The 26,759-nt window shown below is 69.5% G+C and carries 29 protein-coding genes; 17 read left to right on the forward strand and 12 right to left on the reverse strand.

Translation table 11 applies throughout. The annotated features are described in order from the left end of the window. Positions 1 to 30 precede the first annotated feature (30 nt). The 5 genes from AC1Q5A_RS12885 to AC1Q5A_RS12905 are packed head-to-tail and all read right to left on the reverse strand — an operon-like array spanning position 31 to position 3,562. A complete protein-coding gene (locus tag AC1Q5A_RS12885) occupies positions 31 to 795 on the reverse strand; it encodes a LamB/YcsF family protein (RefSeq protein ID WP_492701180.1) in 765 nt (254 codons plus the stop codon). Next, positions 792 to 1,766, reverse strand: a complete 975-nt coding sequence (locus AC1Q5A_RS12890; protein WP_492701182.1) for a 5-oxoprolinase subunit C family protein — start codon at positions 1,764 to 1,766, stop codon at positions 792 to 794. Before AC1Q5A_RS12890 ends, AC1Q5A_RS12885 begins: the two co-directional genes overlap by 4 nt. Then, positions 1,763 to 2,461 (reverse strand): 5-oxoprolinase subunit PxpB, encoded by a 699-nt coding sequence (pxpB, locus tag AC1Q5A_RS12895; RefSeq protein ID WP_492701184.1) that lies wholly within the window; start codon positions 2,459 to 2,461, stop codon positions 1,763 to 1,765. Before pxpB ends, AC1Q5A_RS12890 begins: the two co-directional genes overlap by 4 nt. A 7-nt stretch (positions 2,462 to 2,468) precedes the next feature. Beyond that, positions 2,469 to 2,894 (reverse strand): HIT domain-containing protein, encoded by a 426-nt coding sequence (locus AC1Q5A_RS12900; RefSeq protein WP_492701186.1) that lies wholly within the window; start codon positions 2,892 to 2,894, stop codon positions 2,469 to 2,471. Further along, positions 2,891 to 3,562 (reverse strand): dienelactone hydrolase family protein, encoded by a 672-nt coding sequence (locus AC1Q5A_RS12905; protein WP_492701188.1) that lies wholly within the window; start codon positions 3,560 to 3,562, stop codon positions 2,891 to 2,893. Before AC1Q5A_RS12905 ends, AC1Q5A_RS12900 begins: the two co-directional genes overlap by 4 nt. Before the next feature lie 106 nt (positions 3,563 to 3,668). Between AC1Q5A_RS12905 and rimO the strand changes: the two genes are divergently transcribed. Next, a complete protein-coding gene (gene rimO / locus AC1Q5A_RS12910; protein WP_492701190.1) occupies positions 3,669 to 5,006 on the forward strand; it encodes a 30S ribosomal protein S12 methylthiotransferase RimO in 1,338 nt (445 codons plus the stop codon). A 94-nt stretch (positions 5,007 to 5,100) separates the two neighbouring features. Continuing rightward, positions 5,101 to 5,898, forward strand: a complete 798-nt coding sequence (locus tag AC1Q5A_RS12915; RefSeq protein WP_492701192.1) for a DUF3025 domain-containing protein — start codon at positions 5,101 to 5,103, stop codon at positions 5,896 to 5,898. A gap of 44 nt (positions 5,899 to 5,942) precedes the next feature. On the opposite strand, the gene greB is transcribed toward AC1Q5A_RS12915, so the two are convergent. Genes greB through AC1Q5A_RS12930 form a run of 3 tightly spaced genes read right to left on the reverse strand, consistent with a single transcriptional unit; the run spans position 5,943 to position 6,728 of the window. Further along, positions 5,943 to 6,449, reverse strand: coding sequence for a transcription elongation factor GreB (gene greB / locus AC1Q5A_RS12920; RefSeq protein WP_492701194.1), 507 nt, complete (start codon positions 6,447 to 6,449; stop codon positions 5,943 to 5,945). Then, on the reverse strand, positions 6,446 to 6,568 hold the full coding sequence (locus tag AC1Q5A_RS12925; RefSeq protein ID WP_492701196.1) for a hypothetical protein: 123 nt from the start codon (positions 6,566 to 6,568) through the stop codon (positions 6,446 to 6,448). The genes greB and AC1Q5A_RS12925 overlap by 4 nt, the downstream gene beginning before the upstream one ends. 10 nt (positions 6,569 to 6,578) lie before the next feature. Then, a complete protein-coding gene (locus AC1Q5A_RS12930; RefSeq protein ID WP_492701198.1) occupies positions 6,579 to 6,728 on the reverse strand; it encodes a hypothetical protein in 150 nt (49 codons plus the stop codon). A gap of 107 nt (positions 6,729 to 6,835) precedes the next feature. Here AC1Q5A_RS12930 and AC1Q5A_RS12935 point away from each other — a divergent pair, with 107 nt between their 5' ends. Next, on the forward strand, positions 6,836 to 8,323 hold the full coding sequence (locus AC1Q5A_RS12935) for a transglycosylase SLT domain-containing protein (RefSeq protein ID WP_492701200.1): 1,488 nt from the start codon (positions 6,836 to 6,838) through the stop codon (positions 8,321 to 8,323). A 178-nt stretch (positions 8,324 to 8,501) separates the two neighbouring features. On the opposite strand, the gene AC1Q5A_RS12940 is transcribed toward AC1Q5A_RS12935, so the two are convergent. Then, positions 8,502 to 8,942, reverse strand: a complete 441-nt coding sequence (locus AC1Q5A_RS12940; protein WP_492701202.1) for a hypothetical protein — start codon at positions 8,940 to 8,942, stop codon at positions 8,502 to 8,504. A 141-nt stretch (positions 8,943 to 9,083) separates the two neighbouring features. Next, on the reverse strand, positions 9,084 to 9,923 hold the full coding sequence (gene asd / locus AC1Q5A_RS12945) for an archaetidylserine decarboxylase (RefSeq protein WP_492701204.1): 840 nt from the start codon (positions 9,921 to 9,923) through the stop codon (positions 9,084 to 9,086). Positions 9,924 to 9,996: 73 nt separating this feature from the next. On the opposite strand from asd, the gene prmB reads away from it, so the two are divergent. From prmB to accD, 13 genes are all read left to right on the forward strand, one after another. Next, a complete protein-coding gene (prmB, locus tag AC1Q5A_RS12950) occupies positions 9,997 to 10,923 on the forward strand; it encodes a 50S ribosomal protein L3 N(5)-glutamine methyltransferase (protein ID WP_492701206.1) in 927 nt (308 codons plus the stop codon). Between the two features lie 151 nt (positions 10,924 to 11,074). Then, positions 11,075 to 12,163, forward strand: a complete 1,089-nt coding sequence (gene aroC / locus AC1Q5A_RS12955) for a chorismate synthase (RefSeq protein ID WP_492701208.1) — start codon at positions 11,075 to 11,077, stop codon at positions 12,161 to 12,163. A gap of 16 nt (positions 12,164 to 12,179) precedes the next feature. Beyond that, positions 12,180 to 12,575, forward strand: a complete 396-nt coding sequence (locus AC1Q5A_RS12960) for a hypothetical protein (RefSeq protein WP_492701210.1) — start codon at positions 12,180 to 12,182, stop codon at positions 12,573 to 12,575. Next, positions 12,572 to 13,567 (forward strand): 2-hydroxyacid dehydrogenase, encoded by a 996-nt coding sequence (locus AC1Q5A_RS12965; RefSeq protein ID WP_492701212.1) that lies wholly within the window; start codon positions 12,572 to 12,574, stop codon positions 13,565 to 13,567. Before AC1Q5A_RS12960 ends, AC1Q5A_RS12965 begins: the two co-directional genes overlap by 4 nt. Before the next feature lie 36 nt (positions 13,568 to 13,603). Continuing rightward, positions 13,604 to 14,635, forward strand: a complete 1,032-nt coding sequence (locus AC1Q5A_RS12970; RefSeq protein ID WP_492701214.1) for an aspartate-semialdehyde dehydrogenase — start codon at positions 13,604 to 13,606, stop codon at positions 14,633 to 14,635. A gap of 29 nt (positions 14,636 to 14,664) precedes the next feature. Next, the gene (locus AC1Q5A_RS12975; RefSeq protein WP_492701216.1) at positions 14,665 to 14,934 is read left to right on the forward strand and encodes a hypothetical protein; all 270 of its coding nucleotides are present in this window, start codon (positions 14,665 to 14,667) and stop codon (positions 14,932 to 14,934) included. A 170-nt stretch (positions 14,935 to 15,104) separates the two neighbouring features. After that, positions 15,105 to 17,474, forward strand: coding sequence for a motility hub landmark protein FimV (locus tag AC1Q5A_RS12980; protein ID WP_492701218.1), 2,370 nt, complete (start codon positions 15,105 to 15,107; stop codon positions 17,472 to 17,474). Positions 17,475 to 17,581: 107 nt separating this feature from the next. Continuing rightward, positions 17,582 to 18,364, forward strand: coding sequence for a tRNA pseudouridine(38-40) synthase TruA (gene truA / locus AC1Q5A_RS12985; RefSeq protein ID WP_492701220.1), 783 nt, complete (start codon positions 17,582 to 17,584; stop codon positions 18,362 to 18,364). Continuing rightward, positions 18,361 to 18,984 (forward strand): phosphoribosylanthranilate isomerase, encoded by a 624-nt coding sequence (locus tag AC1Q5A_RS12990; protein ID WP_492701222.1) that lies wholly within the window; start codon positions 18,361 to 18,363, stop codon positions 18,982 to 18,984. The genes truA and AC1Q5A_RS12990 overlap by 4 nt, the downstream gene beginning before the upstream one ends. After that, complete coding sequence (locus AC1Q5A_RS12995) at positions 18,981 to 19,994, forward strand: cupin-like domain-containing protein (RefSeq protein WP_492701224.1); 1,014 nt, start codon at positions 18,981 to 18,983, stop codon at positions 19,992 to 19,994. Before AC1Q5A_RS12990 ends, AC1Q5A_RS12995 begins: the two co-directional genes overlap by 4 nt. A 72-nt stretch (positions 19,995 to 20,066) precedes the next feature. Continuing rightward, on the forward strand, positions 20,067 to 21,278 hold the full coding sequence (gene trpB / locus AC1Q5A_RS13000; protein WP_492701226.1) for a tryptophan synthase subunit beta: 1,212 nt from the start codon (positions 20,067 to 20,069) through the stop codon (positions 21,276 to 21,278). Beyond that, on the forward strand, positions 21,275 to 22,075 hold the full coding sequence (gene trpA, locus AC1Q5A_RS13005) for a tryptophan synthase subunit alpha (RefSeq protein ID WP_492701228.1): 801 nt from the start codon (positions 21,275 to 21,277) through the stop codon (positions 22,073 to 22,075). The genes trpB and trpA overlap by 4 nt, the downstream gene beginning before the upstream one ends. Before the next feature lie 46 nt (positions 22,076 to 22,121). Next, complete coding sequence (accD, locus tag AC1Q5A_RS13010; RefSeq protein ID WP_492701230.1) at positions 22,122 to 22,991, forward strand: acetyl-CoA carboxylase, carboxyltransferase subunit beta; 870 nt, start codon at positions 22,122 to 22,124, stop codon at positions 22,989 to 22,991. Positions 22,992 to 23,419: 428 nt separating this feature from the next. Here accD and AC1Q5A_RS13015 read toward each other — a convergent pair whose 3' ends face one another. Together AC1Q5A_RS13015 and AC1Q5A_RS13020 are read right to left on the reverse strand one after the other, a co-directional pair. Then, a complete protein-coding gene (locus AC1Q5A_RS13015) occupies positions 23,420 to 23,983 on the reverse strand; it encodes a phosphatase PAP2 family protein (RefSeq protein WP_492701232.1) in 564 nt (187 codons plus the stop codon). Further along, on the reverse strand, positions 23,952 to 25,112 hold the full coding sequence (locus AC1Q5A_RS13020; protein ID WP_492701234.1) for a glycosyltransferase family 4 protein: 1,161 nt from the start codon (positions 25,110 to 25,112) through the stop codon (positions 23,952 to 23,954). The genes AC1Q5A_RS13015 and AC1Q5A_RS13020 overlap by 32 nt, the downstream gene beginning before the upstream one ends. A gap of 222 nt (positions 25,113 to 25,334) precedes the next feature. Between AC1Q5A_RS13020 and gltX the strand changes: the two genes are divergently transcribed. Continuing rightward, on the forward strand, positions 25,335 to 26,750 hold the full coding sequence (gene gltX, locus AC1Q5A_RS13025; RefSeq protein ID WP_492701236.1) for a glutamate--tRNA ligase: 1,416 nt from the start codon (positions 25,335 to 25,337) through the stop codon (positions 26,748 to 26,750). Positions 26,751 to 26,759: the final 9 nt, after the last annotated feature.

The following is a 26,759-nucleotide window of genomic DNA, read 5'->3' on the forward strand; positions in this document are numbered from 1 at the left end:
CGGTTCCTCCGGGGTGGGGCGCAGCGCGCTTCATGCCGCATCCGGCGCGGCGACGCGCAGGCCGGCGGCATCGAGCGCCTCGCGCAGGCGGCCGGCCAGCTGCACCGCGTGTGGGCCATCGCCGTGCAGGCACAGCGTGTCGGCATGCAGCGGAACGGGCTGGCCGTCCACCGCATGCACCGTGCCGTTGCGGGCGATGCCGAGTGCCTGGGCCACGGCGGATTCCACTTCCTCGATCACCGCACCGGCCTCGCGCCGTGGCTGCAGCGAGCCATCGGCACGGTAGCGGCGGTCGGCGAAGGCCTCCGCCGCCACCGCCAGGCCGAGCTTCCGGCCCGCCTCGATCAGCGCCGAACCGGCCAGGCCGAACAATCGCAGCCGCGGGTCGAAGTCATGCACCGCGCTGGCCACCGCGTCGGCGAGGAGGGCATCGCGTGCGGCCATGTTGTACAGCGCGCCGTGTGGCTTGACGTGGCTGAGGGTAGCGCCGGCGGCGCGGGTGAACGCGTGCAGCGCGCCGATCTGGTACAGCGTCATGGCGTAGGCCTCGGCGGGCGTCACCGCGATCTCGCGCCGGCCGAAACCCTGCAGGTCGGGCAGCGAGACGTGCGCGCCGATCGCCACCCGGTGCGCCACTGCCTGCGCCACCGTGTGCTGCATGATCTCCGGGTCGCCGGCATGGAAGCCGCAGGCGATGTTGGCCGAGCTGAGCAGCGGCAGCAGCGCGTCGTCATCGCCCATGCGCCACGCGCCGAACGATTCGCCGAGGTCGCCGTTGAGGTCGATGCGGTTCATGCGCCGGTTTCCAGTCGTTGTGCGATCGCGTCGAGCATGCGGGCCAGTCGTTGCCGGTGTGCGGCCAGCCGGGCCAATGCCTCGTCCATGCCGGTGTCGCGGAAGCATACGGTATCGCCGGGACGCAGCTGCGCCAGCCGCGGCAGATCCACCGCGGCCAGCTGGCCGATGCGCGGATAACCGCCGGTCACCGGCGCCTCGGCCTGCAGCGCGATCGGCTGGCCCGATGGCGGCAGCTGCAGCGTGCCGGGCAGCACCGCCTCGGATACCAGTTCCAGCGGCTCGGCCAGGTGCAGCGCAAGACCGTCCAGACGACCGGCGGTGCGGTTGCTGTCCTTGCTCAACGTGAATCGCCCGCCATAGAGCTGCCGTTGCGAGGCGCTGTCCAGGGCGGCCCAATGGCTCCCGTGCAGCAGCGCCAGCGGCCGGCGCTCGAGATCGAACCAGGGCCGCGGGTCGAGGCCCCAGCCCAGTACGCGCACGTCGTGGCCGGGGGGCAGGGCACGCAGCGGCGGCGCCGCGCCCAGCGGCAACACGTCGCCCGCCTGCAGCGCGCGGCCGATGCGGGCATGCAGGTCGCTGCTGCGGCTGCCGAGCAGTGGCGGCACGTCGAAGCCGCCGCGCACGGCGAGATAGCTGCGGCAACCCTGGCGCATGCCGCCAAGCTGCAGCACGCTGCCCGCGGGCAGCTGGCAGGTCGTCCATGGCAGGATCGCCCGCGAGCCGACGTGGGCGGCGATCGCCGCGCCGGTCAGGGCGATGATCGCAGGCTGCTCGAAACGGAGGCTGGGCCCGGCCAGGGTGCATTCCAGCGCGGCCTCGCCGTGGCGATTGCCGACCAGCGCATTGGCGAGCCGCCAGGCCGGCATGTCCATCGCCCCGGCACGGCCCACGCCCAGCGCGGCATGCCCCGGGCGGCCGGCATCCTGCAGGCTGCTCAGCAAGCCCGGCTTGATCACCGTAATACTCATTCGGAGTGGGTCGTGGCCAGCTGGCGAAAGGCGTCCGCGTCGATCGCGCGGAAGCGCACGCGATCGCCCGCGGCGAGCAGCGCCGGCGCTTCCGCCGCGAGATCGAACAGGCGCAGCGGCGTGCGCCCGATGACCTGCCAGCCGCCGGGCAGCGCCTCGGGGTAGATGCCGGTCTGGCGGCCGCCGATCGCCACGCTGCCGGTCGGCACGCGCTGGCGCGGATCGCTGCGACGCGGCATCACCAGGCGCGGATCGAGTCCGAGCAGGTAGGGGAAGCCCGGGGCGAAGCCGAGCATCGCCACGCGGTAATCCGCCGCCGCGTGCAGCGCGGCCACCGCGGCCTCGTCCAGCCCGCAATGGGCGGCGACTTCGGCGAGGTCCGGGCCGTACTCGCCGCCATAGCAGACCGGAATGACCAGTTCGCGCGCCGCGGCGACGGCATCGCCGGCCGCGGCCAGGGCCGCATCGGCGGCCGCCTGCAGCTGGCGATGGGGACCGCCATCGCCGGGCCAGTCCCTCGGGTCGAAGCGCAGCAGCACGCTGGCATAGGCCGGCACGCATTCCACCCGCGGCAGCCGGCGCAGGCGGGCGGCCGCGGCCTGCACCCGGGCGTTGAGCTCGATATCGATGCGGTCGCCGAAACGCAGCAGCAGTGCATCCTCGGCCAGTGTCTCGAAGCGGATCGGCGACTCCATCGGGGCGTTACCGGGCCGTGCCAGCCAGTTGATGGCGCAGCGCATCCTGCCGTGCGGCCAGCGCTGTTTCGGCGTACGGCTGTGCGCGGCCGCTGCCCCAGACCGGGCCGGGCCACGCCGCGTCGCCTTCGCGGCGCGCCACCACGTGCACATGCAGCTGGCGCACGATATTGCCGAGTGCGCCGAGGTTGAGCTTGTCGCAGGGGGCGGCGGCACGCAGCGCGGCGGCGGCACGATTCACCTCCCGCCACAGCAGGGCCTGTTCGTCGTCGCGCAGGTCGTCGATCTCGACCAGGCCGTTCCGGCGCGGCACCAGGATCAGCCACGGATAGCGTGCGTCGTCCATCAGCCGCACCTCGCACAGTGGCAGCGACGCGACCGGCCGGGTGTCCGCCGCCAGCCGGGGGTCGAGTGCGAAGTCGGCTGCGCTCATGCGTCGCCGGCCAGTTGCCGGTCGAAGAACGCCAGCGTGCGCTGCAGCGCCAGTTTCGCGCTGGCCTCGTGGTAGGGCGCGCTGCCGTCGCGGTTGAAGGCGTGGTCGGCCGGGTAGGTGAAGAGCTCCATCTGGGGCAGCGCCTCGCGGTGCTTCGCCACCATCTCCGACGGGATGCTGCGGTCCTTCTCGCCGAAGTGGAACATCACCGGCGCCCGCGGCGTCTCGTGCAGGAACGGCAGGTTGCGCGCGCCGTAGTAGCTCACCGAGGGCAGGCCCAGGCGCAGCGCGGCGAGCAGCGCCACGGTGCCGCCCCAGCAGTAGCCGACGGTGCCGATCCGGCCGGCCGAGGCGATCGATTCGGCGGCGCTGGCGACGTCCTCCAGCGCGCGCTCCAGCCCCAGTTCGCCGATCAGTTGCCGGCCCTTGTTCATCCCGGCCTGGTCGTAGGCCAGTTCCACGCCGCTCTCCAGGTGATCGAAGAACGCCGGTGCGATCGCGACATAGCCGTGCCCGGCGAAGCTGTCGGCCACGCGGCGGATGTGCTCGGTGACGCCGAAGATTTCCTGGATCACCACGATGCCGCCCTTCGGCTTGCCCTGCGGCTGGGCGAGGTAGCCGCCGATGCACTGGGTGCGGCTGGTGGGGATGTTGATGTGCTGGCCCATGGTGTGGCTCCGGCAAGGGGATGGCGTGAAGTCTAGCCGCGCCGGTGGCCGGGCCGCACTGCCGTATAATCGTCGGTTGTTCCGCATGTTTCCGGTATCGACACGCATGTCCCAGACCGCACACAAGATCGGCTTCGTCAGCCTCGGTTGCCCCAAGGCGCTGGTCGATTCCGAGCGCATCCTCACCCAGCTCAAGGTCGAGGGCTACCAGATCGTGCCCAGCTACGGCGAGGCCGACGCGGTGGTGGTGAACACCTGCGGCTTCATCGATGCGGCGGTGCAGGAGTCGCTGGATTCGATCGGCACCGCGCTCAACGAGAACGGCAAGGTGATCGTCACCGGCTGCCTGGGCAAGCGCGAGGCGTTGATCCGCGAGGCGTACCCCGACGTGCTCTCGATCAGCGGCCCGCAGGACTACGCCAGCGTGATGGGCGCGGTGCACGCGGCGCTGCCGCCGAGGCGCAACAAGTTCATCGACATCGTGCCGGACACCGGCGTGAAGTTGACCCCCAAGCACTACGCGTACCTCAAGATTTCCGAAGGCTGCAACCACCGCTGCAGCTTCTGCATCATCCCCTCGATGCGCGGCAACCTGGTCTCGCGCCCGGTCGACGAGGTGCTCATCGAGGCCGAGAAGCTGGTCAAGGGCGGCGTGAAGGAACTGCTGGTGATCTCGCAGGACACCAGCGCCTATGGCGTCGACTTGAAATACGCCGAACGCGAGTGGCGCGGCAGGGCGTACCGCACGCGCATGACCGAGCTGTGTGAGGGCCTGGCGGAGCTGGGCGCGTGGACGCGCCTGCACTACGTCTACCCCTACCCGCACGTGGACGAAGTGATGCCGTTGATGGCGGATGGAAAGATCTTGCCGTACCTCGACATCCCGTTCCAGCACGCCAGTCCGCGCATCCTGAAACTGATGAAGCGCCCCGGCAACATCGACAGGACGCTGGAACGCATCCAGAACTGGCGCAAGCAGGTGCTGGACCTGACCATCCGCAGCACCTTCATCGTCGGCTTCCCCGGCGAGACCGATGCGGAGTTTGAGGAGCTGCTGGATTTCCTGCGCGAGGCCGAGCTCGACCGCGTGGGCGCCTTCGCCTATTCGCCGGTGGACGGCGCCAAGGCGAACGAACTGCCCGGCGCGATCTCCGAGGAACTGAAGGAAGACCGCCTCGAACAGTTCATGGCGGTGCAGGCGGAAATCTCTGCCGCGAAGCTCCAGCGCAAGGTCGGCCGCACGATCAGGGTGCTGGTCGACGAGGCGGGCGCCGAGGGCGCGGTGGCGCGCTCCGCCGCCGATGCGCCGGAGATCGACGGCACGGTGCTGATCGCCGACGGCCAGTCGCTGAAGCCGGGCCAGTTCGTCGACGTGGTGATCGAGGCGGCCAGCGAGCACGACCTGCATGCGCGCCTGGCGCATCCTGCGCTGAAGATCATCTAAGAGTGCGGCCACCGATGGCCGCTTCCGGCATTGATGCGAGGCGTGGAGTGCATGCCATGATGATCGACGGGTCGGCGCGTTCATGGACGTGCACATGAAATACATGGCGCCGGCGCGCGACGCGGTCGATCCGGCGGTGTTCGGCCGGCCGCCGCTGGCGGCGTGGCGCGAGTATGCGGCTCTGCTCGATGGCCTCGCGTGGCCCGCCATCGAGGCGCTCAATGCGTACTGGCCGCGCGAGGCCCGCGAGCGCTTCGCGGCGCAGACGCCCGACCTGCTCGCCGACGGCCTGCACTACGAGCAGCGCATCGCCGAGCGCGGCGTCATCGCCACCCGCGAGCGCAACTGGCACGACCTGTTCAACGCGCTGGTCTGGCTGCGCCACCCGGCGCTCAAGCGCGCGCTCAACGTGCGCCAGCAGGCCGAGATCGCCCGCATGGGGCCGAAGCGGCGCTCGCGCGCGCAGTACGCGCTGACCCACTTCGACGAGGCCGGCGTGGTCGTCGCCGTGCGCGATCCCGCTCTGCTGGCGCTGTGGGATGCGCACGACTGGCACGGCCTGTTCTGGCGCCGGCGGCAGGCCTGGCTGGACGGTTCGATCCGGCTGGAGCTGTTCGGCCACGCGCTGCTCGAACTGGCCTTGAGTCCGGACCGGCTGCTGGTGGGCAAGGCGCTGGTGTTCGGGGGCGAGGATGCAGCCGAGTCGTTGCCGACCCGCGGCGCCGAGGCGATCGCCACCGGCCGGCTGCTGGACGACCCGCTGGAATTGCGCCCGCTGCCGTTGTCGGGGATCCCGGGCTGGCATCCCGCGAATGCCGATGAAGCTTTCCATCGCAACGCGGCCTGCTACCAGCCACGGCGGGCCGGGCGGGTGTATCCGCCGGCTGCCTGAACCGGCCCGGGGCATGCCTGGCGAAACCTGTTGCCGGCGCCGCGTCAGTCCCGTTCGTAATCGACCGCGAGCACGGCGAATGCCGTCGTACCGCTTGGCAGCTCGGCGACGAATTCGTCGTCGATGCGCTTCTTCAAGACCGCCCGTGCCAGCGGCGAGTCGATGCTGATCCAGCCGCGCTTCGCGTCGGTCTCGTCGGGGCCGACGATGCGGTAGCGGTGGAGCTCGCCGGTGGCGACGTTCTCCAGCTCGATGCGGGCGCCGAAGAACACCGCAGCCCTGTCGCCCGGCGCGCCTTCGGCCACCTTGAGCGAGGGGATGCGCTTGCTGAGGTAGCGGGCGCGGCGGTCGATCTCGCCGAGCTGTTTCTTGCGGTAGGTGTACTCGGCGTTTTCCGAGCGGTCGCCCTCGGCGGCGGCCGCGGCCAGCGCCTTCACCACTTCCGGTCGCAACACGTGCCACAGGTGGTCGAGTTCGGCCTTCAGCCGCTCGAAACCCTCGCGGGTGACGATCGCGGTGGAGCCGGGCGAGGGTGGCCGCCAGCGACTCATGCCGGGCTGGCCAGCTGGCGCCGCAGCGCGTCGATCTCGGCGCGCTGCGGATAGCCGAAGCCGGCCGCGAGGCGTTCGCCGAAGGGGGTGTTGGCGGGGACTACTTCGACGCGCGGCATCGTCGGCGCCTCAGCGCTTGCCGCCGAAGATGCCGCCGGGCACACCGCGCAGGATCTGCCGCCCGATCTGGCTGCCCATGGTGCGCACCACCTGGTTGCCGTAACGCGGGTCGAGGTTGACGCTGGTGCTGTCGTTGCGGCCGATCAGGATCTCGGTCATGGCGTTCCATCCGTTGCGGGTCGATCGATTGTAGCCAGGCATGGCCGCGCGTTGAGTCGGAGCCGTGCGCCCGCTATGGTGGGCATTTTCCGCGGGTGAAGTTCGTGATGTCGTCGTATCCGGTGGTTCGTTCCGTGCGCCTGGCGCCGCTTGCCATGGCGATCATCCTGCTCGGCGGCTGCGCCAGTGCCGGTCGCGGCGCCAGGCACCCGGCCCAGGTCGATGAGCTCTACGGCCAGCTCGACCAAGCCAGCAAGGGCTATGAGACCGCCCTGCAGCAATCGCGCGCGGGCGACCGGCAGGCCTCGCAGCAGACCCTGGCCCGTTCGCTCGACAGCCTGAAGGCAGCCGCGGCACGCTGCGGCAATACGGCCGGCTGCGATCCGCAGCGGTTCTTCTCGGCGTTCGACCACCTGTTGCGCATGAAGGATGGTGATTTCGACGACACACAGGATCTGGCCGGTGATGTCGAGCCGTCGCAGGCGGCGCTGGCCGCCGGCAAGGCCGGTCCGGGCAGCCTGCCGCAGGCGCAGCGCAGCGTGACCCTGCTGCACGGGCGGAAGCTTTCCCAGCTGATCGCGATGAACGGGCCGGTGAAGGCCGCGCTGGAGATGTGGCTGACCCAGTGGCGCCCGCAGCTGATGGACGCCTGGGTCAACTACCAGTACCTGCGCTACCAGATGTGGCCGCAATACGAGAAGGCGGACCTGCCCGAGGCGCTGCTGTTCGGCATCATGGCCAAGGAATCCGGCGGCAAGGTGCATGCCGTCTCGCGCTCGGGCGCGTCGGGTCCCCTGCAGTTCATGTACGCCACCGGCATGCGCTTCGGCCTGGGCAGCGACGGCGGCTTCGACCTGCGCTTCGACCCGGCCGCCTCGGCGCGGGCGAATGCCGAATACATCAACGAGCAGTTGCGGATCTTCAACGACAACCTCGAGCTCGCGCTGGGCGCCTACAACGGCGGCGAGGGCCGCATGCGCCGCTCGGTCGGCGACAACACTGCGACGAGCTTCTACGACCCGCGCATCTACGATCAGTTGTCGCAGGAAACCCGCGACTACGTGCCAGCCGTGCTGGCCGCGGCCTGGCTGTTCCAGCATCCGGACAGCTACAACCTGCGCTTCCCCAGGGTTGATGGCGCACCGGGCTCGGTCACCCTGAAGCGACCGGCTTCACTGACCGAGCTGACCGTGTGCCTGGGCTCGGCCGGGGGCATGAGCGACGGCTGGTTCCGCACGCTGCGCAACCTCAACCCGCGGCTGGACCCCCAGGTGAGCCAGCCGACGGGCACCACGCTGCAGCTGCCGAAACTGCTGGAGAAGGCGTACGCGTCGCGCTGCGTCGATGGCCCGTGGCCGATCCTCGCCGACGACCTGCATCGTGCCGTGGTGCCGGTGGTGTCCGCGCCATCAGCGGCACCGGTGGCGAAGGTGGCGAGGGAAACCCGCCACTACAAGGTGCGCCACGGCGATACGCTGATCAGCATCGTGCGCAAACTGCACTGTTCGAGCGTGCAGGAGGTGACCGAGATGAACGACCTGAGGCACCATCGCATCGGCGTCGGCCAGACGTTGAAGCTGCCGGTCTGTCGCTGAGAGGTTGTGATTTTCCAACCTCGAAGCCCAGCCATGGATGGCTGGACGCGAATCTGGCACGTAAGTGACTGATTCGCGTGAGCGAGTCCGGACATGTGCCGGACTCGCGACGGAAGAAAACCACAGGAAGTGGTTTTCTTCACAGGCGCTGAGCGGACGACCGCGAATTCGCCGCGGGTCAGGCGACGGCGGCCTGCTGCACCCAGCTGCGATTGGCGGTGTTCTTGCCGCCGTGCGCTTCCTTCAGTTCGCGCAGCAACTGCATCAGCTGGCGATACTGCGGTTGCAGGCTGGGGTAGGGGGAGTTCTTGGTCTCGTGGTAGGCCACGGCCAGCCACAGCGCGATGCCGCGCAGCGCCACTTCCGGGTTGCTCGAGCGGGCGCGATCGTAGCCCGCCTCGGTGCCCTGACCCCAGGGGAAGTAGCGCGCCTCCGGCGCAGTGCCGTACAGGTGCGGAAAATCGCTGCGTGAGGCCTGCCCGATCTCGCGCAAGGTGAGTTCGCCGAGGCGTTCGCGGGTGCGCCTGGGCAGGATGCGCACATTGCGCTCGATGTCGCGGAACTGGCGGCCGAGCTGACGCGCGCGCAGCATCACAAGGAACGGCGTGAGTAGTTGCATCGGATCCCCTCGGCCTGGAATTCGGCAGCGTGCAAGGCTCGCTGCGGAGCACAGAGCGTAACGAAGCGATCAGCGGAATAGCGCCTAGGACGTCACAAAATGACCCGCCGCGTCAGCTTGCCCGGTGGCGTGCGTGGTGGTTCAACCCCGGCCGAGCCGCTGGCCCACCCGCACGGCCTGCTGCGGCTGCAGTGCGTCCAGCTCGGCCGTGCCCTCGGGCAGCAGCAGGATCACGGTGGAACCCATGTTGAAGCGCGCCATCTCGGCAAAGCGTTCCAGCGTGATGCCCTGGCCGGCGAACGACTTGCGCCGGATCGACGATGCGTACGGCGGGATCACCAGCCCGTCCCACACCGTGGCCACCGACGAAACCAGGATCGCGCCCACCATCACCACCACGAACGGGCCGTGTTCGCTCTCGAAGTGGCAGACCAGCCGCTCGTTGCGGGCGAACAGCCGCGGGATCGCCTCGACCGCGAACGGCGCCACGCTGAAGATGCGCCCGGGCACGTGCACGGTTTCCTTCAGCGTACCTTTCAGCGGCATGTGCACGCGGTGGTAGTCGCGCGGCGACAGGTACACGGTCACGAAGCGGCCGTTGCGGTACGGCGCCGCCGCGGCCGCATCGCCGCCAAGCAGTTCGGCGGCGGTGTATTTCTGTCCTTTCGCCTGGAAGATACGGCCGTCGACGATCGTGCCGGCCTGGCTGATGCGGCCGTCGGCGGGCGAGAGCAGGGCGGCCGGATCGGCGTCGACTTGGCGCGCGCCAGGCCTCAGCTTGCGCGTGAAGAACGCATTGAAATGCTGGTAGGTCAGCGGATCGGGCTGCGCCGCCTCGGCCGTGTCCACGTCGTAGCTGCGCACGATGGTGGCGATCAGCCAGTTCTTCCACGGGGCGAAGGTCCAGCGCGTGGCCCAGTAGACCACCCGCGACAGGGCGCGATGCGGCAGGATGTACTGCAGGAATACGTTGAAAGTCATCGGCCCAGTATACGGGGGGTCGCCGTTTCAGGCCCTATAATGGCCGGCCAATCCGCCGCACTCCTGGATCGCCTTGACCGCCGAGCTCGCCACCATCATCGACTTCATCCGTTATGGCGCCAGCCGCTTCTCGGCGGCGGGGCTCACCTTCGGCCACAGCCACGACAACCCGATCGACGAGGCCACCCACCTGGTGCTGGCCAGCCTGCACCTGCCGCCGGACATCCCGCCGGCGTACGGCGTGGGTCGCCTCACCACGGCCGAGCGCGCGAACGTGCTGGCGCTGATCGAGCGTCGCGTCAACGAGCACCTGCCGGTGGCCTACCTGGTCGGCGAGACCTGGTTCGCCGGTCTCAAGTTCAAGAGCGATCGCCGCGCGCTGGTACCGCGTTCGCCGATCGCCGAGCTGATCGAGTCGGGCTTCGCGCCGTGGCTGGACCAGCGCCACGTCGAGCGCGCGCTGGACCTGTGCACGGGCTCGGGCTGCATCGGCATCGCGATGGCCGAGTACAACCCGGACTGGCAGGTCGACATCGTCGACGTCAGCGATGAGGCGCTGTCGCTGGCGCGCGAGAACATCGCGTTCCAGCACGTCGAGCGCCGCGTCGAGGCGATCCAGTCCGACCTGTTCGCTGGCGTGGCCGGACGCCGGTACGACCTGATCGTCTCCAACCCGCCCTATGTCACCGAGGACGAGTACGCCGCGCTGCCGGGCGAATACGCGCACGAGCCTAAGCTCGGCCTCACCTCCGGCGCCGACGGCCTGGACCTGTGCCTGCGCATGCTGGACGAGGCTGCCGACCACCTCACCGGGGACGGCCTGCTGATCGTCGAGGTGGGCGAGAGCGAGCACGCGCTGGCCGCGCTGCTGCCGGAGGTGCCGTTCGTGTGGATCGAGTTCAAGGTCGGGCCGATGGGCGTGTTCGCGCTGGAGCGGCGCGACCTGGTCGAGCACGCCGGGGCGATCCGCGCGGCGGCCGCCACGCGTCGTCCTGGCTGATCGATGGAACTGATCACGGCGCGGCTGCGGATCGACGCGTTGCGCCTTGATGATGCCGCCGCGCTGTTTGCCCTGCTGGATCACGAAGGGCGGGCAGCGCAGCGCCATCGCGGTTAAGCTGTGGCGATTACCCAATAGACGTCCAAATCCCGTGTCCAGCAATTCCTTCGGCAAACTGTTCACCGTCACCACCTTCGGCGAAAGCCACGGGCCGGCGATCGGCTGCGTGATCGACGGCTGCCCGCCGGGGCTGGCGATCGGCGCCGAGGAGTTTCGCGGCGACCTCGACCGCCGCGCCACCGGCCGCAGCCGCTACACCTCGCAGCGGCACGAGGCGGACGAGGTGGAGATCCTCTCCGGCGTCTACCAGGGCAGGACCACCGGCACGCCGATCGCGCTGCTGATCCGCAACACCGACCAGCGCAGCAAGGACTACGGTGGGATCGAGCAGACCTTCCGCCCCGGCCATGCCGACTACACCTACTGGCAGAAATACGGCATCCGCGACCCGCGCGGCGGCGGGCGCTCCTCGGCGCGCGAGACCACCATGCGCGTGGCCGCCGCGGTAGTCGCCAAGAAATGGCTGGCCGAGCGCCACGGCGTGCGCGTGCGCGGCTACCTGGCGCAGATCGGCGACGTCGTGCCGCAGGCGTTCGACTGGGACGCGGTGGAGCAGAACCCGTTCTTCTGGCCCGACGCGATCCAGGTGCCGGCGCTGGAGGACTACATCAACGCGCTGCGCAAGTCAGGCGACTCGGTCGGTGCGCGCGTCAACGTGGTTGCCGACGGCGTGCCGCCGGGCTGGGGCGAGCCGATCTACGGCAAACTGGACGGCGACCTGGCCGGTGCGCTGATGTCGATCAACGCGGTCAAGGGCGTGGAGATCGGCGACGGCTTCGCCGCCGTGGCGCAGCGCGGCAGCGAGCATCGCGACGAAATGTATCTGGACGGCTTTACGTCCAATCATGCCGGTGGCATCCTCGGCGGCATCAGCACGGGACAGGCCGTGGTCGCCTCGATCGCGCTGAAACCCACCTCCAGCATCCTGATCCCCGGCCACAGCGTGAACCTGGCCGGCGAACCGGTCGAGGTGGTGACCAAAGGCCGCCACGATCCCTGCGTCGGCATCCGCGCCACGCCGATCGCCGAGGCGATGATGGCGCTGGTGCTGATGGATCATGCCTTGCGCCATCGCGCCCAGTGCGGCGACGTCGGCGCCGTGGCGCCACGCATTCCCTGAGCCGGAGGGACACGCCATGCCAGCATCGTCGAATCCGCTCCACGCAGCTCCCTCGCATGCGTCGTTGCAGGATCTCCTCGGCGACGCGATCCGCTACTGGGAGGTGCGGCGGATCGCCTACAACATGGCACTGGTGCTGGTGGTCGCGGGCTGGATCGTGATGGGTTGGCCGGGTGTCCTGGCCGCCCTGCGACTCCAGTCCGTGCCGGCCTTGTTCTTGCTGGCGGTGCTCGCCAATGTCTGCTATTGCGCGGCGTATCTGGTCGATATTCCGGCCCAGTGTTCGCCGTTCCGCGCAGCCTGGCGGCACGGGCGCGGGGCGTTGTGGCTGATCGGAACCCTGTTCGCGATGACGCTGGCGTACTACTGGCTCGCCGACGAGATTGCCCCCGCGATCGGAGCCATGCCTTGACCAGCAAGCCGCGCGTCTGGGTCTCGCGACCCACTTTCCAAGGGGTGATCGCCCGGCTCGAACCGCACTTCGAGGTGACGGCCGAGGCGGAGGAGCGCAAGTTCAGTCCGGCCGAACTGGCGGCGAAGCTGGCCGGACAGGATGCCGCGATCGTCGGCCTGAAGGACCGCGTCGGCGCGGCGGAAATCGCCGGCGCGCATCGGCTGCGCATCGTCGCCAACCTCGGCGTCGGCTATGACAACCTCGATCTGGATGCGCTGAGCGCCGCCGGCGTCGCCGCCTCCAGCACCGCCGACGTGCTCAACGAGAGCGTGGCCGACTACGCCTGGGCCCTGCTGCTCGGCGCGGCGCGGCGGATGACCGCGGCCGAGCGCTGGCTGCGCGCCGGCCAATGGCACGCCACCGGGTTCAAGGCCTGGCTGGGCGCGGACGTGCGCGGGCGTACCCTGGGCATCCTCGGCATGGGCCGGATCGGCCAGGCCATCGCGCATCGCGCGGTCGGCTTCGGCATGCCGGTGCTCTACCACAACCGTTCGCCGCTGCCCGAGGCGACCGAGCGCGCCTGCCATGCGCGCTTCGTCGACAAGCCGCAGTTGCTGCGCGAATCCGATTTCCTGGTGCTGGTGCTGCCGTTGACGCCGCAGACCCGGCATGCGGTCGGCGCGCCCGAACTGGCGCTGATGAAGCCGACCGCGATGCTGGTCAACGTGGCCCGCGGCGGTATCGTGGACGACAAGGCGTTGGCCGTGGCCCTGCGCGAGCGACGCCTGGCCGGCGCCGCGCTGGACGTGTTCGAGGGCGAGCCGGCGCTGTACCCGGGCCTACTCGAACTGGACAACGTGGTGCTCAGCCCGCATATCGCCAGCGCCACGACCGAAACCCGCCGCGCGATGACCTCGGTGGCGGTCGACAATGTGCTGGCCCTGTTCGGCCACGGCTCGCACGCCGGGCGGCCGCCCACCATCCTCAATCCTTCCGTGCTGGACAAGTGACCGGCGCAACCTTCCACCCCTGAGCAGACAATTCCCATGAGTCAGAAGAGCAGTTACAAGGTCGCCATGGTCGGCGCCACCGGCGCGGTCGGCGAGACCCTGCTGGCGATCCTCGCCGAGCGCGAGTTCCCGGTCAGCGAGCTGGTGCCGCTGGCCAGCGAGCGTTCCGCCGGCGGCAAGGTCAACTTCGCCGGCAAGGAGATCACCGTGCAGTTGCTGGATACCTACGATTTCGCCGGCGTCGACATCGCGTTCTTCTCGGCCGGCGGTTCGGTCAGCCGCGTGCACGCACCGCGGGCGGCGGCGGCTGGTGCGGTGGTGATTGACAACACTTCCGAGTTCCGCTACCAGGACGACATCCCGCTGGTGGTCAGCGAAGTCAACCCGCACGCGATCGCGCAGTACACCACGCGCGGCATCATCGCCAACCCCAACTGCTCGACCATGCAGATGCTGGTGGCGCTGGCGCCGATCCACCGCGCGGCGCAGATCGAGCGGATCAACGTGGCCACCTACCAGTCGGTTTCCGGCGCCGGCCGCAGCGGCATGGAGGAGCTCGGGCGGGAGACCGCGGCCCTGCTGAACTTCCAAAGCGTGGAACCGGGCAAGAAATTCCCGACCCAGATCGCGTTCAATGTCATCCCGCAGATCGACGATTTCCAGCCGAACGGCTACACCAAGGAAGAGATGAAGCTGGTGTGGGAGACCCGCAAGATCCTGGAGGACGAGTCGATCCAGGTGAATCCGACCGCGGTACGCGTGCCGGTGTTCTATGGCCATTCCGAGGCAGTGCACATCGAGACCAGCGACAAGATCACCGCCGAGCAGGCTCGCGAGCTGCTGCGCCAGGCGCCGGGCGTGGTGCTGGTGGACGAGCGCAAGCCGGGCGGCTACCCGACTCCGGTGGGCGAGGCGGCCGGCAACGACCCGGTGTACGTGGGGCGCATCCGCGATGACATCTCGCACGAGCGCGGGCTGGATATGTGGATCGTCTCGGACAACATCCGCAAGGGTGCGGCGCTGAACGCGGTGCAGATCGCCGAATTGCTGATCGAGGACTATCTCTGAAGATGCATGTAGTGCGATTCGCCGTTGTCATGGGGTTGGTCTTCACGCCCGTGGCCTGGGCTGGCAGTCAGGCCGCAGCACCGCCCGGTGCGGCCGGTGCTGGGTCGCTGCACCCCGCCAACAGCCGGCAGCTGAGCCGCAGCCAGGTCGAGGTGGATCGCCTCCAGCGGGATCTCCACCGGCAGGAATCGGACAACCGGCACGCTGGCGAGCGGCTGCAGCAGCAGGACCAGAAGATCACCGAACTGCGCAGGCAGCTGCAGGAACTGCAGGCCGGCCAGCCGGCTGCGCGGCACTGAGGGCGGCATCCAGGTGAGAACGCACCCTAGCAATGCACTGCAAGTATTCGCCACAGCTATTGTTGATTGGCCTGCATATAACTAAAGTGGCACCTTGTTTGCCGCCGTCAGGGCCATGGCGGCGCCGCCGGGTCAAGAGCTGCGCCAAGGATTTGTTCGGGGGAACACGCATGAACCGTTCGTTGAAATTGTCGATGCTGATGGTCCTGGCACTGGGGAGCAGCCAGGTCATGGCATTGGATCTTGGCCAGATCCAGGTCAAGTCGACGTTGGGCCAGCCGCTGCTGGCGGAGATTCCGTTGCATCCCGCCAGCCCGGCGGAGCTGCAGAACCTCACGGTTCAGCTGGCTTCCAGCGAAGAATTCGCGCGCGCCGGCGTCGCCGGCGGGCGCACCTCGATCCCGTTGAACTTCAGCGTGACCAAAACCAGCGGTGGTCAACCGGTGATCCGCATCACCAGCAGCGCGCCGGTGGACGATCCTTTTCTCGACCTGTTGCTCGAGGTGAACGGCAACGCCGGCAAGAGCGTGCGCGAGTACGCCATCCTGCTCGATCCGCCGAACGCCCCGGCGGCAATGGCTGCCTCGGCACCCACGTCGGCGCCGGCCGCAGCGAGCCGTCCGGCAGCCAGGGCGCCCGCCAGGGCCGCCGCGCCGGTCGCTGCTGCTCCAGCCAAAGTCGTGTCGAAGCCCAGGCCGGCACCCGCGGCATCCGCGTCAACGGCATCGACCGCCGGCAAGGGTCAGGTCGGTCCGGTCGAACGCGGCCAGACGCTGTCCGGCATCGCGCGCAACGTGACCCCGTCCGGCGTCGACGTGCGGCAGATGATGCTGGCGTTGCAGCAGGCCAACCCGAATGCGTTCTACCGCAATAACATCAATGCGCTGAAGAGCGGCGTGGTGCTGCGCGTGCCGACTTCGGCCGAGGCGCAGGCCATGGCGATCGCCGCCGCCGCCGCCGAGGTGCGCCGGCAGAACAGCGACTGGCGTGCCGGCACGCCGGGCAAGCCGGCGGTGGTGGCCAATGCCGCCACCCGCACATCCGATGCCGGCGCTCCTGCCGGCACGCCCGGCACCGGCGACCGGCTGGCCCTGGTGACGGCCAAGGCAGGCGGCGGCGCCCAGGGCGGCGGTACGGCCGGCTCACACCAGGAACTGTTGCGCACCAAGGAGAGCCTGGCCAGCCTGCAGCAGCAGAGCGCCGACCTGAAGGCCCGCCTGAAAGACCTCACGGACATCAACAGCAAGAACGAGCGCCTGCTGTCGCTGAAGGACAGCGAGATTGCCGAGCTGCAGGCCAAGCTGGCCGCCGCGCGCAAGTCCGCCGGCATGCCGGCCGCAGCGGTCCCCGCGCCCGCGCCGGCCGTCGCCGCGACGAAGAGCGCCGCCGCGCCGCCGGCCGCTATGCTGGAGACCGCTGTGGCCACCGCCAGCACCGCGATCGGCACGCATGCCGCCACGGCGCCGGCCGCTGCCGGTTCGGCGTCACACGCCGCATCGCCCGCCACGACCTCGTCCGTGGTGACCACGCCACTCGCCACGCCGGCGCCTGCCAAGCCGGTGGAGAAGGCGGCCGCCCGGCAGCAGCCGCATGCGCCGGTGGTCGTCGAGGAGCCGTGGTACATGCAGATCTGGGCGCAGGCGACAACCGTCGCCGCGGTCGTGCTGCTGGCCCTGCTGGCCCTGCTGGCGCGCCGTCGGCGCAAACCGGCCGACAGCACCAGCACCGAGGCGTCGAAGTCCGCCGCGTCCCTGGCCGATCGCTTCGGCTCGACGCCGGGCGGTGCTGCGGCTCACCTTTCGGGTGACGACGTGGACCAGGAGGAGTTGCTGGATCAACTGGCCGAGCACCCGGACGACATCGGCCTGCACCTGGAACTGGTCACCCTGTATTACTCGCGCCGCGACGTCGAGCACTTCGAGGCGGCCGCCGAGGCGATGTACGCCCATATCACCGATCCGCAGCAGGACGAGTGGCAGGACGTGCTGCACATGGGCGAGGATCTGGTGCCGGGCCATCCGCTGTTCGACCACCACGCCGCGCCGCCCGTCCACAAGGGTGCGCGTGCCCTCGGCGAGTTCGACATCGACGACTATGCCCGCGAAGGCGACGCGTCCACGGTGGAGTCGTCGGTGCCGCCGCCTCTGCCGGCGGGCGGGGCGAAGAAGGTCAGCGCGTACAACTTCAATTTCGACCTGACCCGGGCGACGACCGAAACGCCGGCGCGGCCGGGCATGGACGATGCCACGCCGGCTGCCCCGCCGGCCAGGGAGCCGGCCCCGACACCCGCGCCCGCGCCAGCAAAAACGGCCTCCAGCTGGCACTTTGACGACGCGGACGATGCGCACCTGGCGAATGTGCCGGTCCACGAGCTGGGCGAGTTCAGCGACGATCCGGTGGATACCAAGCTGGACCTGGCCCGCGCCTACATCGACATGGGCGATGCCGAAGGCGCGCGCGCCATGCTGGACGAGGTGGTCAACGAAGGCAGCCAGATGCAGAAGGAGGTCGCCAGGCGTTTGCTTGACGGCATGCACTGAGCCGACGGGCGTCATCAGTCCTGCGTATCGGGGCGGCTCATGCCGGCCCGATGCCGTTGCGGCCTGCTAATCTTTCCGCCTTCACCGTGGAAGGCCCGCACGACCCCATGCGCATCGCTCTCGGCATCGAATACGACGGCACCGACTTCAGCGGCTGGCAGCGCCTGAAGGACGAGGTCAGCGTGCAGGGGGCGCTGGAGCAGGCGTTGTCGAAGGTCGCCGACCATCCGGTGGAGGTCAGCTGCGCTGGGCGCACCGACGCCGGCGTGCATGGCCGCTGCCAGGTGGTGCATTTCGACACCAGGGCCCGCCGCGACATGCGCGGCTGGGTACTCGGCGGCTGTTCCAACCTGCCGGCCAGCGTAGCGGTGCTGTGGGCGCAGCCGGTGCTGGACAGCTTCCACGCGCGTTACGCGGCACGCAGCCGGCGCTATCGCTACCACATCCTCAACCGGCCGGTGCGCGCGGCGCTGGATGCGCGCTACGTCACCTGGGAACGCCTGCCGCTGGACGCCGTGCGCATGCACGCGGCGGCGCAGGCGTTGCTGGGCGAGCACGATTTCAGCGCGTTCCGCGCCCTGTCCTGCCAGGCCGCGCATCCGCGCCGCAGCGTGCTGACGGCGAGCGTGCGGCGCGAAGGTGAGCAGCTGTTCGTCGAGATCGAGGCGAACGCGTTCCTGCATCACATGGTGCGCAATATCGTCGGCTCGCTGCTGCTGATCGGTCGCGGCGAGCAACCGGTCGCATGGATGGCCGAGCTGCTGGCCGGCCGCGACCGCCAGTTGGCCGGGCCGACCGCGCCGGCTTCCGGGCTGACCTTCGTCGGGCCGCGCTACGAGACGCATTGGGGTTTGCCGGTCGAGGTCTGCCTGATGGGAGCCGGCCGGTGACCCGCATCAAGTGCTGCGGCATGACCCGGGCCGGGGACGCGCTGCTTGCCGCGCGGCTCGGCGCCGATGCGATCGGGCTGGTGTTCACCCCACGCAGCAGGCGGCAGGTGACGCTGGCGCGGGCACGCGAGATCGTGGCGGCGCTGCCGCCGTTCGTGGTCACCGTCGCCTTGTTCATGGACGACGAGGCGAGCCTGGTGCGGCAGGTGCTCGATGAAGTGCGGCCCACCCTGCTGCAGTTCCACGGCAACGAGAGCGATGCCTGGTGCGCGCAGTTCGGCCATCCGTTCCTCAAGGCCATCGCGATGGGCGAGGGCGTGGCGGCGTTGCCGCGGCTGCGGGAGTACCCGCAGGCCGCCGGCCTGCTGCTGGACGGCCATGCGGCAGGCGAGGCCGGTGGCAGCGGCAGGACGTTCGACTGGTCGCTGCTGCCGGATGGTCTGGCGCAGCCGCTGGTCCTCGCCGGCGGCCTGCACGCCGGCAACGTGGGCGAGGCCGTGCGCGCGGCGCGCCCGTGGGCGGTGGACGTGGCCAGCGGGGTGGAGTCGGCGCCGGGAATCAAGGACCCGGCCCGGCTGGAAGCCTTCATCCGCGCGGTGCGCGAGGCGGATGCGGCGTGAGCGGCGCGCCGGCCGCCATCGAGGAGTGGCGCGATGGCGACGGTCCGCTCGCCCTTGCCGACCTGGTTGGTCGCGCGCGCCCGCTGGTGATCCGCGGCCTGTGCCGCGACTGGCCGATGGTGGCCTGGGCGCGGCAGTCGGACGATGCGTTCGCCCGCGAGCTGGCGCGGCGGGACAATGGCAGCGAGGTCGACGCTCTGCTGCTGCCGCCGGGCGAGGGCGGGGTGGTCGGCTACAACGCGGCGTTCGACGGCTTCAATTACGAGCACCACCGCGTCTCGATCGGCCAGGGCCTGCAACGGTTGGCGCAGTACAGTCGCCAACCGGATGCACCGGGGCTGGCGATGCAGAGCGCGCTGATTGCCGACTGCCTGCCGGGATTGCTGGACGATCACACCATTCCCTTCCTCGACCCCGGCATCCAGCCGCGCATCTGGATCGGCAACCGGGTCACCACGCCGGCGCATTTCGACGAGTACCACAACGTGGCCTGCGTGGTGTGCGGCGTCCGGCGCTTCACCCTGTTCGCGCCGGAACAGGCGCGCAACCTGTACGTCGGGCCGCTGGATTTCGCGCCTACCGGCGCGGCGATCGGCATCGCCCGGCTCGACCGCCCCGACGATCCGCGCTTTCCCCGCCTGAAACTGGCGCTGGCCGAGGCGCAGGTGGCGGAGCTGCATCCCGGCGATGCGATCTACATTCCACCGATGTGGTGGCACCACGTGGAATCGCTGCAACGGATCAACGCGCTGGTGAATTACTGGTGGTGGCCGGTGCCCGCGGCCGGTCATGCGCCAGGCACCGCGCTGGGCTGCCTGATGCACTGCATCCTCGCCTTCCGCTCGCTGCCGCCGGCGGAACGGGCGGCGTGGAGGGAGCTGCTGGACTGCTACGTGTTCGGCGACGAGGATCCCGCCGCACACTTGCCCGCCGGCCGGCGCGGCATCCTCGGCCCGCTCACGCCCGGGCAACTGGCCGAGGTCAGGGCCTCCATCCGCCGTTACCTGTGACCCCGTTCGGTCGGGCTTGCCGCTAAGATGGCTGCTTGCCGCGATGCGGCATGCCCTTCCCCGAGTGACGAGATGAGCAAGATCGTGGACTACAACGCTTACCCCGACGCGCACGGCCGCTTCGGCAACTACGGCGGCAGCTACGTCGCCGAGACCCTGATGGCGCCGCTGGCCGAACTGACCGAAGCCTACCTGCGTCTGCGCGAGGATCCGGCCTTCATCGCCGAGCTCGACCGCGACCTGAAGCACTACGTCGGCCGGCCCAGCCCGATCTACCACGCCGAGCGGCTGTCGCAGCACGTCGGTGGCGCGCGCATCCTGTTCAAGCGCGAAGACCTCAACCATACCGGTGCGCACAAGATCAACAACACCGTGGGCCAGGCGCTGGTCGCGCGCAACATGGGCAAGACCCGCATCATCGCCGAGACCGGCGCCGGCCAGCACGGCGTGGCCAGCGCCACGGTGGCGGCGCGGCTGGGCCTGAAGTGCGTGGTCTACATGGGCGCGGTGGACATCGAGCGGCAGAAGATCAACGTCTACCGCATGAAGCTGCTCGGCGCCGAGGTGGTGCCGGTGACCTCCGGCTCGAAGACGCTGAAGGATGCGCTGAACGAGGCGATGCGCGACTGGGTCACCAACGTGGCCGATACCTTCTACATCATCGGCACCGTCGCCGGGCCGCATCCGTACCCGCTGATGGTGCGCGACTTCAACGCGATCGTCGGCCGCGAGGCGCGCGCGCAGATGCTCGAAGAGTATGGCCGCCTGCCCGACGTGCTGACCGCCTGCGTCGGCGGCGGCTCCAACGCGATCGGCCTGTTCCATGCCTTCCTCAACGACGCCGGCGTGCGCATCGTTGGCGCCGAGGCGGCGGGCGAGGGCATCGCGACGGGCCATCACGCGGCCTCGCTGGCCGCCGGCCGTCCCGGCGTGCTGCACGGCAACCGCACCTACGTGCTGTGCGACGACAACGGCCAGATCACCGAGACGCATTCGGTCTCGGCCGGCCTCGATTACCCGGGCGTCGGTCCCGAGCATGCGTTCCTGAAGGACACCGGCCGCGCCGACTACGTCGGCGTCACCGACGACGAGGCGCTGGCGGCGTTCCACCTGCTGGCGCGCACCGAAGGCATCCTGGCCGCGCTGGAGTCCAGCCACGCGGTGGCGCAGGCGGTCAAGCTGGCGCGCGAGTATCCGCCGGACGGCATCGTGCTGTGCAACCTCTCCGGTCGCGGCGACAAGGACGTGCACACGATCGCCGCGCGCGAAGGAGTCGAGGTATGAGCCGTATCGACCGTCGCTTCGCCGCACTGAAGGCTGCCAATCGCACCGGCCTGATCCCGTTCGTCACCGCCGGCGACCCGTCGCCGCAGCACATGGTGGCGTTGATGCATGCACTGGTCGACGCCGGCGCCGACCTGATCGAGCTGGGCGTGCCGTTCTCCGATCCGATGGCGGACGGCCCGGTGATCCAGCACGCCAGCGAGCGGGCGATCGCGAAGGGCGTGGGCCTGGCCGACGTGCTGGGCTGGGTCGCCGCGTTCCGCCGGCGCGATGCGGACACACCGATCGTGCTGATGGGTTATCTGAATCCGGTCGAGATCCACGGCTACGCGCGCTTCGCGCAGGAGGCCGTGCAGGCCGGCGTCGACGGCGTGCTGCTGGTCGATTGCCCGCTGGAGGAGTCCGCCGTGCTGCAGCCGTTGCGCGACGCCGGGCTGCAGCAGATCCTGCTCGCCGCACCCACCACCGAACCCTCGCGTATGGCGCAGCTGTGCGGTTCGGCCGAGGGTTTCCTGTACTATGTCTCGTTCGCCGGCATCACCGGTGCGGCACACTTGAGCACCGGCGACATCGCGGTGCGCGTGGCCGATATCCGCGCCCGTGCGAAGGCGCCGGTGGCGGTGGGCTTCGGCATCCGCGATGCAGCGAGCGCAAAGGCGATCGCCGGTTTTGCCGATGCGGTGGTGATCGGCAGCGCGCTGGTGGACAAGCTGGCCGGCGCGACGGATGCCGATGAAATTGCCGGGCGGGTACGCGCGTTTCTCGCGCCGATCCGCAGCGCGCTCGACGCGCACTGAACAACATGCTGCCCTGGGTGGCGCGCACGAACGGTAGGGCGATGCAATGAACTGGCTGCAGAAAATCATGAACCCCCGCACCCGCCCGCAGAGTCCGAACGGCGGCAAGGGGTCGGTACCCGAGGGCGTGTGGGAGAAGTGCGGCGGTTGCGGCACCGTGCTGTACAAGCCGGAGCTGGAGCGCAACCTGATGGTGTGCCCCAAGTGCGGACATCACCACTACATCAGTGCGCGTGCGCGACTGGGCGCATTGCTGGATGAAGGTTCCGCGCAGGAACTGTGGGCCAGCCTGGAGCCGACCGACCCGCTGAAATTCCGCGATACCAAGAAGTACCGCGACCGCATCGTCACCACCCAGAAGAAGATCGGCGAGAAGGACGCGCTGGTCGCGATGAGCGGCCGGCTCAAGGGCCGCCCGCTGATGGCGACGGCGTTCGAGTTCGCCTACATGGGCGGTTCGATGGGTTCGGTGGTCGGCGAGAAATTCGCCCGCGCCGCCGAGCGTGCGCTGGCCGACAGGAGCGCGCTGGTGTGCTTCTCCGCCACCGGCGGCGCACGCATGCAGGAGGCGCTGTTCTCGCTGATGCAGATGGCCAAGACTTCGGCCGCACTGGCCCGCTTGCGCGACGCCGGCGTGCCGTACATCAGCGTGCTGACCAACCCGACCACCGGCGGCGTCTCGGCCAGCCTGGCGATGCTCGGCGACATCAACATCGGCGAGCCGAAGGCGCTGATCGGCTTCGCTGGCCCGCGGGTGATCGAGCAGACCGTGCGCGAGACCTTGCCGGAAGGTTTCCAGCGTTCGGAGTTCCTGCTTGAGCACGGCGCGATCGACCTGATCGTCGACCGCCGCGAGATGCGCGACAAGCTGGCCGACCTGCTGGGCATCCTGATGAAGGCGCCGCGCGCAGCCTGACCGGTCATGCCTGCCGGGTGAAATGCGATGCCGCCCTCGGGCGGCATCGTCGTTTTCGCGAGCGGGTTTTCCACAGCCGCTGTGGAAGCGCGTTGGCGAAGCCTGTGGACAAGCGTCGTCCGGCGCTTTTCCATCAGACACTTGCTACATCTTGCACAGGGATTGCGCAGCGCCGCCCGTCGCGCCGACGGTCGGCATGCGTGTTTTCCACAGCGATGGTGGGTGTCTTCTGTACAAGCCCGTGGGCAAGCGCGGCGCGCGCCATTGTCGACAGGCACTTGCCGAGCGTTGCGGCTTTTTGCGCGGCGGCGCGAAGTTCTCCACAGCGATTGTGGAGCGCGCGCGGCAAAGCCTGTGGACAAACAGGCTATCTGGCTGAGCGCAAAGGGAACGCCGACGGCGTGCGCAGAAGCTGCGCAACGGCGGGTTCAGAGCGGCGCCGCGATCAACCAGATCGAAGCGCTGCCGAGGCCGCTGCCGATCACGATGGCGGCCAGCACGTCGCTGGGGTAGTGCAGGCCGAGGATCACCCGCGACGCCGCGACCAGCGCGGTGAAGCCCAGCAGCAGCGGCGCCAGCGACGGATACCAGGCCAGCGCCACGATGCTGAAGCCTACCGCCTGCAGGGTGTGTCCGGACGGGAAACTGAACTCGTCCAGCGGTGGCACGTGCGCGATCACGCCGGGGCAGGCGCGATACGGGCGCGGGCGGCGCGTCCAGCGCTTGAGCAGGCGGTACAGCAGCAGCGCGGCGAGTCCGGTGACCGCCATGTGCGCGGCCGCGCCGAGCCCGCGCCTGCCGCCGAACGCGGCCAGCGCCGCCATCAGCGCGTACCAGAACACGCCGTCGCCGAGCCGGCTGACCATGCCGAAGAATACTCCCACCACGCGGCGTGCGCCCCAGTGGTTGGCGATCACGCAGACACGACGGTCCAGCGCGAAGCGCGGCCCGGGCAGGAGCTCAGATGTGGGCAGCGACGGAGGCGTGTTCATGCAGGTTCTCCTCGGCCATTTCGCGCAGCAGGTTTTCGAAATCCCGGATCACCGCTTCCGGCGAGAGTCCCGCCACGCCGGTATGCGCCGCGCGACCCATGTGCCGGATCAGCGCCGGGTTGCTGGCCAGCCTCACCGTGGCGTCGATGAAGGCGGCCTGGTCGCCCGAGGCGATGCAGCAGCCGTTGACGCCATCGACGAGATGCTCGCGCGCGGCGCCTTCGGCGTACGCGACCACCGGCAGGCCGGCGGCCAGCGCCTCGATGATCACGTTGCCGAAGGTCTCGCTGAGGCTGGGGAACGGAAACAGGTCGGCGCTGGCGATGTGCCGCGCCAGCGCCTCGTCGCGCTGCATCCCGGCGAAGATGAAATCCGGATGGGCTTCCTGCAGCGCGGCGCGGGCGGGGCCGTCACCGACCCACACGTAGCGCGCCTGCGGTACCTGCTGCCGCACCGCCTGGAACGCCTGCACCGCGAGTTCGAGGTTCTTTTCCGCGGCGATGCGGCCCACGTAGAGCACCACCGGCGTGGCGGCGTCGGCGCCCCAGCTCGCGCGCAGCGCCTCGTCGCGCCGATCCGGATGGAACAGCTGCGTGTCCACCGCCCGACGCAGCAGGCGTGCGTTGGAAATGCCCATGGCATGCAACTCCAGTGCGAGTGCGTTGGTCGGTACCAGGGTGGCAACGGCGCGCATGTGGAAGCGGCGCAGATAGCCGCGCACCAGCGGCGTGAGCACGCCCACGCCGTAATGGCTGGCGTACTGGTCGAAACGGGTGTGGAAACCGCTGCTGATCGGAATGCCCATTCGCCTGGCGGTGCGTACGGCCGACCAGCCCAGCGGGCCTTCGGTGGCGACGTAGACCGCATCGGGGCGTTGCCGCGACCAGTGTTCGCGCAGCGTGCGCCCGGCGGGCAGGCCGAAGCGCAGCCCCGGGTAGCGGGGCAGTGCGCCACCGCGCACGTCGAGCGCATTGATGCCGGGTTCGTCGCGGTACGGCGGCGACTGGCGCGGGCGGATCAGGTCGATGCTGTGGCCGCGGGCGGCGAGTCCGGCGGCGAGGCTATGGACGGTCAGCGCGACGCCGTTGATTTCCGGTGGATAGGTTTCGCTGACGATGCCGATGCGCATGCGGATACCCGTGCTGGCTTGGTGCAGCTTCGCGAAATGGCGTTGCGCTGGCGTGGCGGGCGCGTGACGCTGCGCTTACACCGGGTCATTCTTCCCGCGCTGGAGACCGGCGATGAGATGCATCCCGCTAGGCAGGGGCGCCTACTGAGCCTGTCCGCCCGTGCCGCGGGCCCGGGTGGGTTCGGCTAAAATGCCAAGTTTGACGCCCGTCCGAAGAATCCCATGACCGTCCGCACCCGCTTCGCCCCCAGCCCTACCGGTTTCCTGCACATCGGCGGCGCGCGCACCGCGTTGTACTGCTGGCTGGAATCGCGCCGCCGCGGCGGTCAGTTCATCCTGCGCATCGAGGATACCGACCGCGAGCGCTCCACCGACGAGGCGGTACAGGCGATCCTCGACGCGATGCACTGGCTCGACCTCGACGCCGATGAGGGCCCGTTCTACCAGACCCGGCGGCTCGAGCGGTACCGGCAGGTCGCCACCGAACTGGTCGCCGCCGGCAAGGCCTACTACGCCTACGAGAGCAAGGAGGAGATCGAGGCGATGCGCGAGGCGGCGATGGCGAAGGGCGAGAAGCCCCGCTACAACGGCCATTACCGCGACCGCAACGAACCCGGCTTTCATGAGGCCCGTCGTGACGATCCGAACCGGGTGATCCGCTTCAGGAATCCCACCGAAGGCTCGGTGGTGTTCGAGGACAAGGTGAAGGGCCGCATCGAGATCGCCAACAGCGAGCTGGACGACCTGGTGATCTTCCGCTCCGACGGCTGGCCGACCTACAACTTCGCCGTGGTGGTCGACGACATCGACATGGGCATCACCGAGGTGATCCGCGGCGACGACCACGTCAACAACACGCCGCGGCAGATCAACATCTACCACGCGCTCGGCGCCCCGGTGCCGGAGTTCGCGCACCTGCCGATGATCCTGGACAAGGAAGGCAAGAAGCTGTCCAAGCGCACCAACTCGGTCAGCGTGATGGAGTACCGCGCCGACGGCTTCCTGCCGCACGCGATCCTGAACTACCTGGTGCGGCTGGGCTGGTCGCACGGCGACCAGGAGATCTTCTCGCGCGAGGAGATGATCGCGCTGTTCGATATCGCCGACGTCAACAAGGCCGCCTCGCGCTTCGACACCGAGAAGCTGGCCTGGCTCAACCAGCACTACCTGAAGACCGACGAGCCGCAGTCGCTGGCCGCCGAGTTCGAGTGGCACCTGCAACGCGCCGGCATCGGCGCGTCGCACGGCCCGGCGCCGGTCGACGTGATCGTGGCGCTGCGCGACCGCGTGCACACGCTGAAGGAAATGGCCGAGCGCGCGAAGATCTGGTACGGCCCCATCGTCGAATGGGACGACAAGGCCGTGGCCAAGCACCTGAGGAACGACAGCGCGCCGGCCGTGCTCGATGCGGCGAAGGCCCTGCTCGCCGAGGTCGAGTGGCAACCCGGGCCGATCCACCAGGTGATCGAGCAGGTCGCCGCGCAGCTGGCGCTAGGCATGGGCAAGGTCGCCCAGCCGCTGCGCGTGGCGATGACCGGCACCCAGGTCTCGCCCTCGATCGAGCACACCATCTACCTGGCCGGCCGCGCCGAGGCGCTGCGCCGCCTCGACCACGCGAAGGCCCTCGCGCAGGGCTGAGCCCCGCGC

The organism is Rhodanobacter sp. GW835-FHT13D09 (assembly GCF_058793995.1).

What these genes read in the sequence shown, in the direction of transcription:
- AC1Q5A_RS12885 (WP_492701180.1), bottom strand. Translation starts at nt 795, where the DNA reads ATGAACCGCATCGACCTCAACGGCGACCTCGGCGAATCGTTCGGCGCG.
- AC1Q5A_RS12890 (WP_492701182.1), bottom strand. Translation starts at nt 1,766, where the DNA reads ATGAGTATTACGGTGATCAAGCCGGGCTTGCTGAGCAGCCTGCAGGAT.
- pxpB (WP_492701184.1), bottom strand. Translation starts at nt 2,461, where the DNA reads ATGGAGTCGCCGATCCGCTTCGAGACACTGGCCGAGGATGCACTGCTG.
- AC1Q5A_RS12900 (WP_492701186.1), bottom strand. Translation starts at nt 2,894, where the DNA reads ATGAGCGCAGCCGACTTCGCACTCGACCCCCGGCTGGCGGCGGACACC.
- AC1Q5A_RS12905 (WP_492701188.1), bottom strand. Translation starts at nt 3,562, where the DNA reads ATGGGCCAGCACATCAACATCCCCACCAGCCGCACCCAGTGCATCGGC.
- rimO (WP_492701190.1), top strand. Translation starts at nt 3,669, where the DNA reads ATGTCCCAGACCGCACACAAGATCGGCTTCGTCAGCCTCGGTTGCCCC.
- AC1Q5A_RS12915 (WP_492701192.1), top strand. Translation starts at nt 5,101, where the DNA reads ATGAAATACATGGCGCCGGCGCGCGACGCGGTCGATCCGGCGGTGTTC.
- greB (WP_492701194.1), bottom strand. Translation starts at nt 6,449, where the DNA reads ATGAGTCGCTGGCGGCCACCCTCGCCCGGCTCCACCGCGATCGTCACC.
- AC1Q5A_RS12925 (WP_492701196.1), bottom strand. Translation starts at nt 6,568, where the DNA reads ATGCCGCGCGTCGAAGTAGTCCCCGCCAACACCCCCTTCGGCGAACGC.
- AC1Q5A_RS12930 (WP_492701198.1), bottom strand. Translation starts at nt 6,728, where the DNA reads ATGACCGAGATCCTGATCGGCCGCAACGACAGCACCAGCGTCAACCTC.
- AC1Q5A_RS12935 (WP_492701200.1), top strand. Translation starts at nt 6,836, where the DNA reads ATGTCGTCGTATCCGGTGGTTCGTTCCGTGCGCCTGGCGCCGCTTGCC.
- AC1Q5A_RS12940 (WP_492701202.1), bottom strand. Translation starts at nt 8,942, where the DNA reads ATGCAACTACTCACGCCGTTCCTTGTGATGCTGCGCGCGCGTCAGCTC.
- asd (WP_492701204.1), bottom strand. Translation starts at nt 9,923, where the DNA reads ATGACTTTCAACGTATTCCTGCAGTACATCCTGCCGCATCGCGCCCTG.
- AC1Q5A_RS12960 (WP_492701210.1), top strand. Translation starts at nt 12,180, where the DNA reads ATGCCAGCATCGTCGAATCCGCTCCACGCAGCTCCCTCGCATGCGTCG.
- AC1Q5A_RS12970 (WP_492701214.1), top strand. Translation starts at nt 13,604, where the DNA reads ATGAGTCAGAAGAGCAGTTACAAGGTCGCCATGGTCGGCGCCACCGGC.
- AC1Q5A_RS12975 (WP_492701216.1), top strand. Translation starts at nt 14,665, where the DNA reads ATGGGGTTGGTCTTCACGCCCGTGGCCTGGGCTGGCAGTCAGGCCGCA.
- AC1Q5A_RS12980 (WP_492701218.1), top strand. Translation starts at nt 15,105, where the DNA reads ATGAACCGTTCGTTGAAATTGTCGATGCTGATGGTCCTGGCACTGGGG.
- truA (WP_492701220.1), top strand. Translation starts at nt 17,582, where the DNA reads ATGCGCATCGCTCTCGGCATCGAATACGACGGCACCGACTTCAGCGGC.
- trpB (WP_492701226.1), top strand. Translation starts at nt 20,067, where the DNA reads ATGAGCAAGATCGTGGACTACAACGCTTACCCCGACGCGCACGGCCGC.
- trpA (WP_492701228.1), top strand. Translation starts at nt 21,275, where the DNA reads ATGAGCCGTATCGACCGTCGCTTCGCCGCACTGAAGGCTGCCAATCGC.
- accD (WP_492701230.1), top strand. Translation starts at nt 22,122, where the DNA reads ATGAACTGGCTGCAGAAAATCATGAACCCCCGCACCCGCCCGCAGAGT.
- AC1Q5A_RS13015 (WP_492701232.1), bottom strand. Translation starts at nt 23,983, where the DNA reads ATGAACACGCCTCCGTCGCTGCCCACATCTGAGCTCCTGCCCGGGCCG.
- AC1Q5A_RS13020 (WP_492701234.1), bottom strand. Translation starts at nt 25,112, where the DNA reads ATGCGCATCGGCATCGTCAGCGAAACCTATCCACCGGAAATCAACGGC.
- gltX (WP_492701236.1), top strand. Translation starts at nt 25,335, where the DNA reads ATGACCGTCCGCACCCGCTTCGCCCCCAGCCCTACCGGTTTCCTGCAC.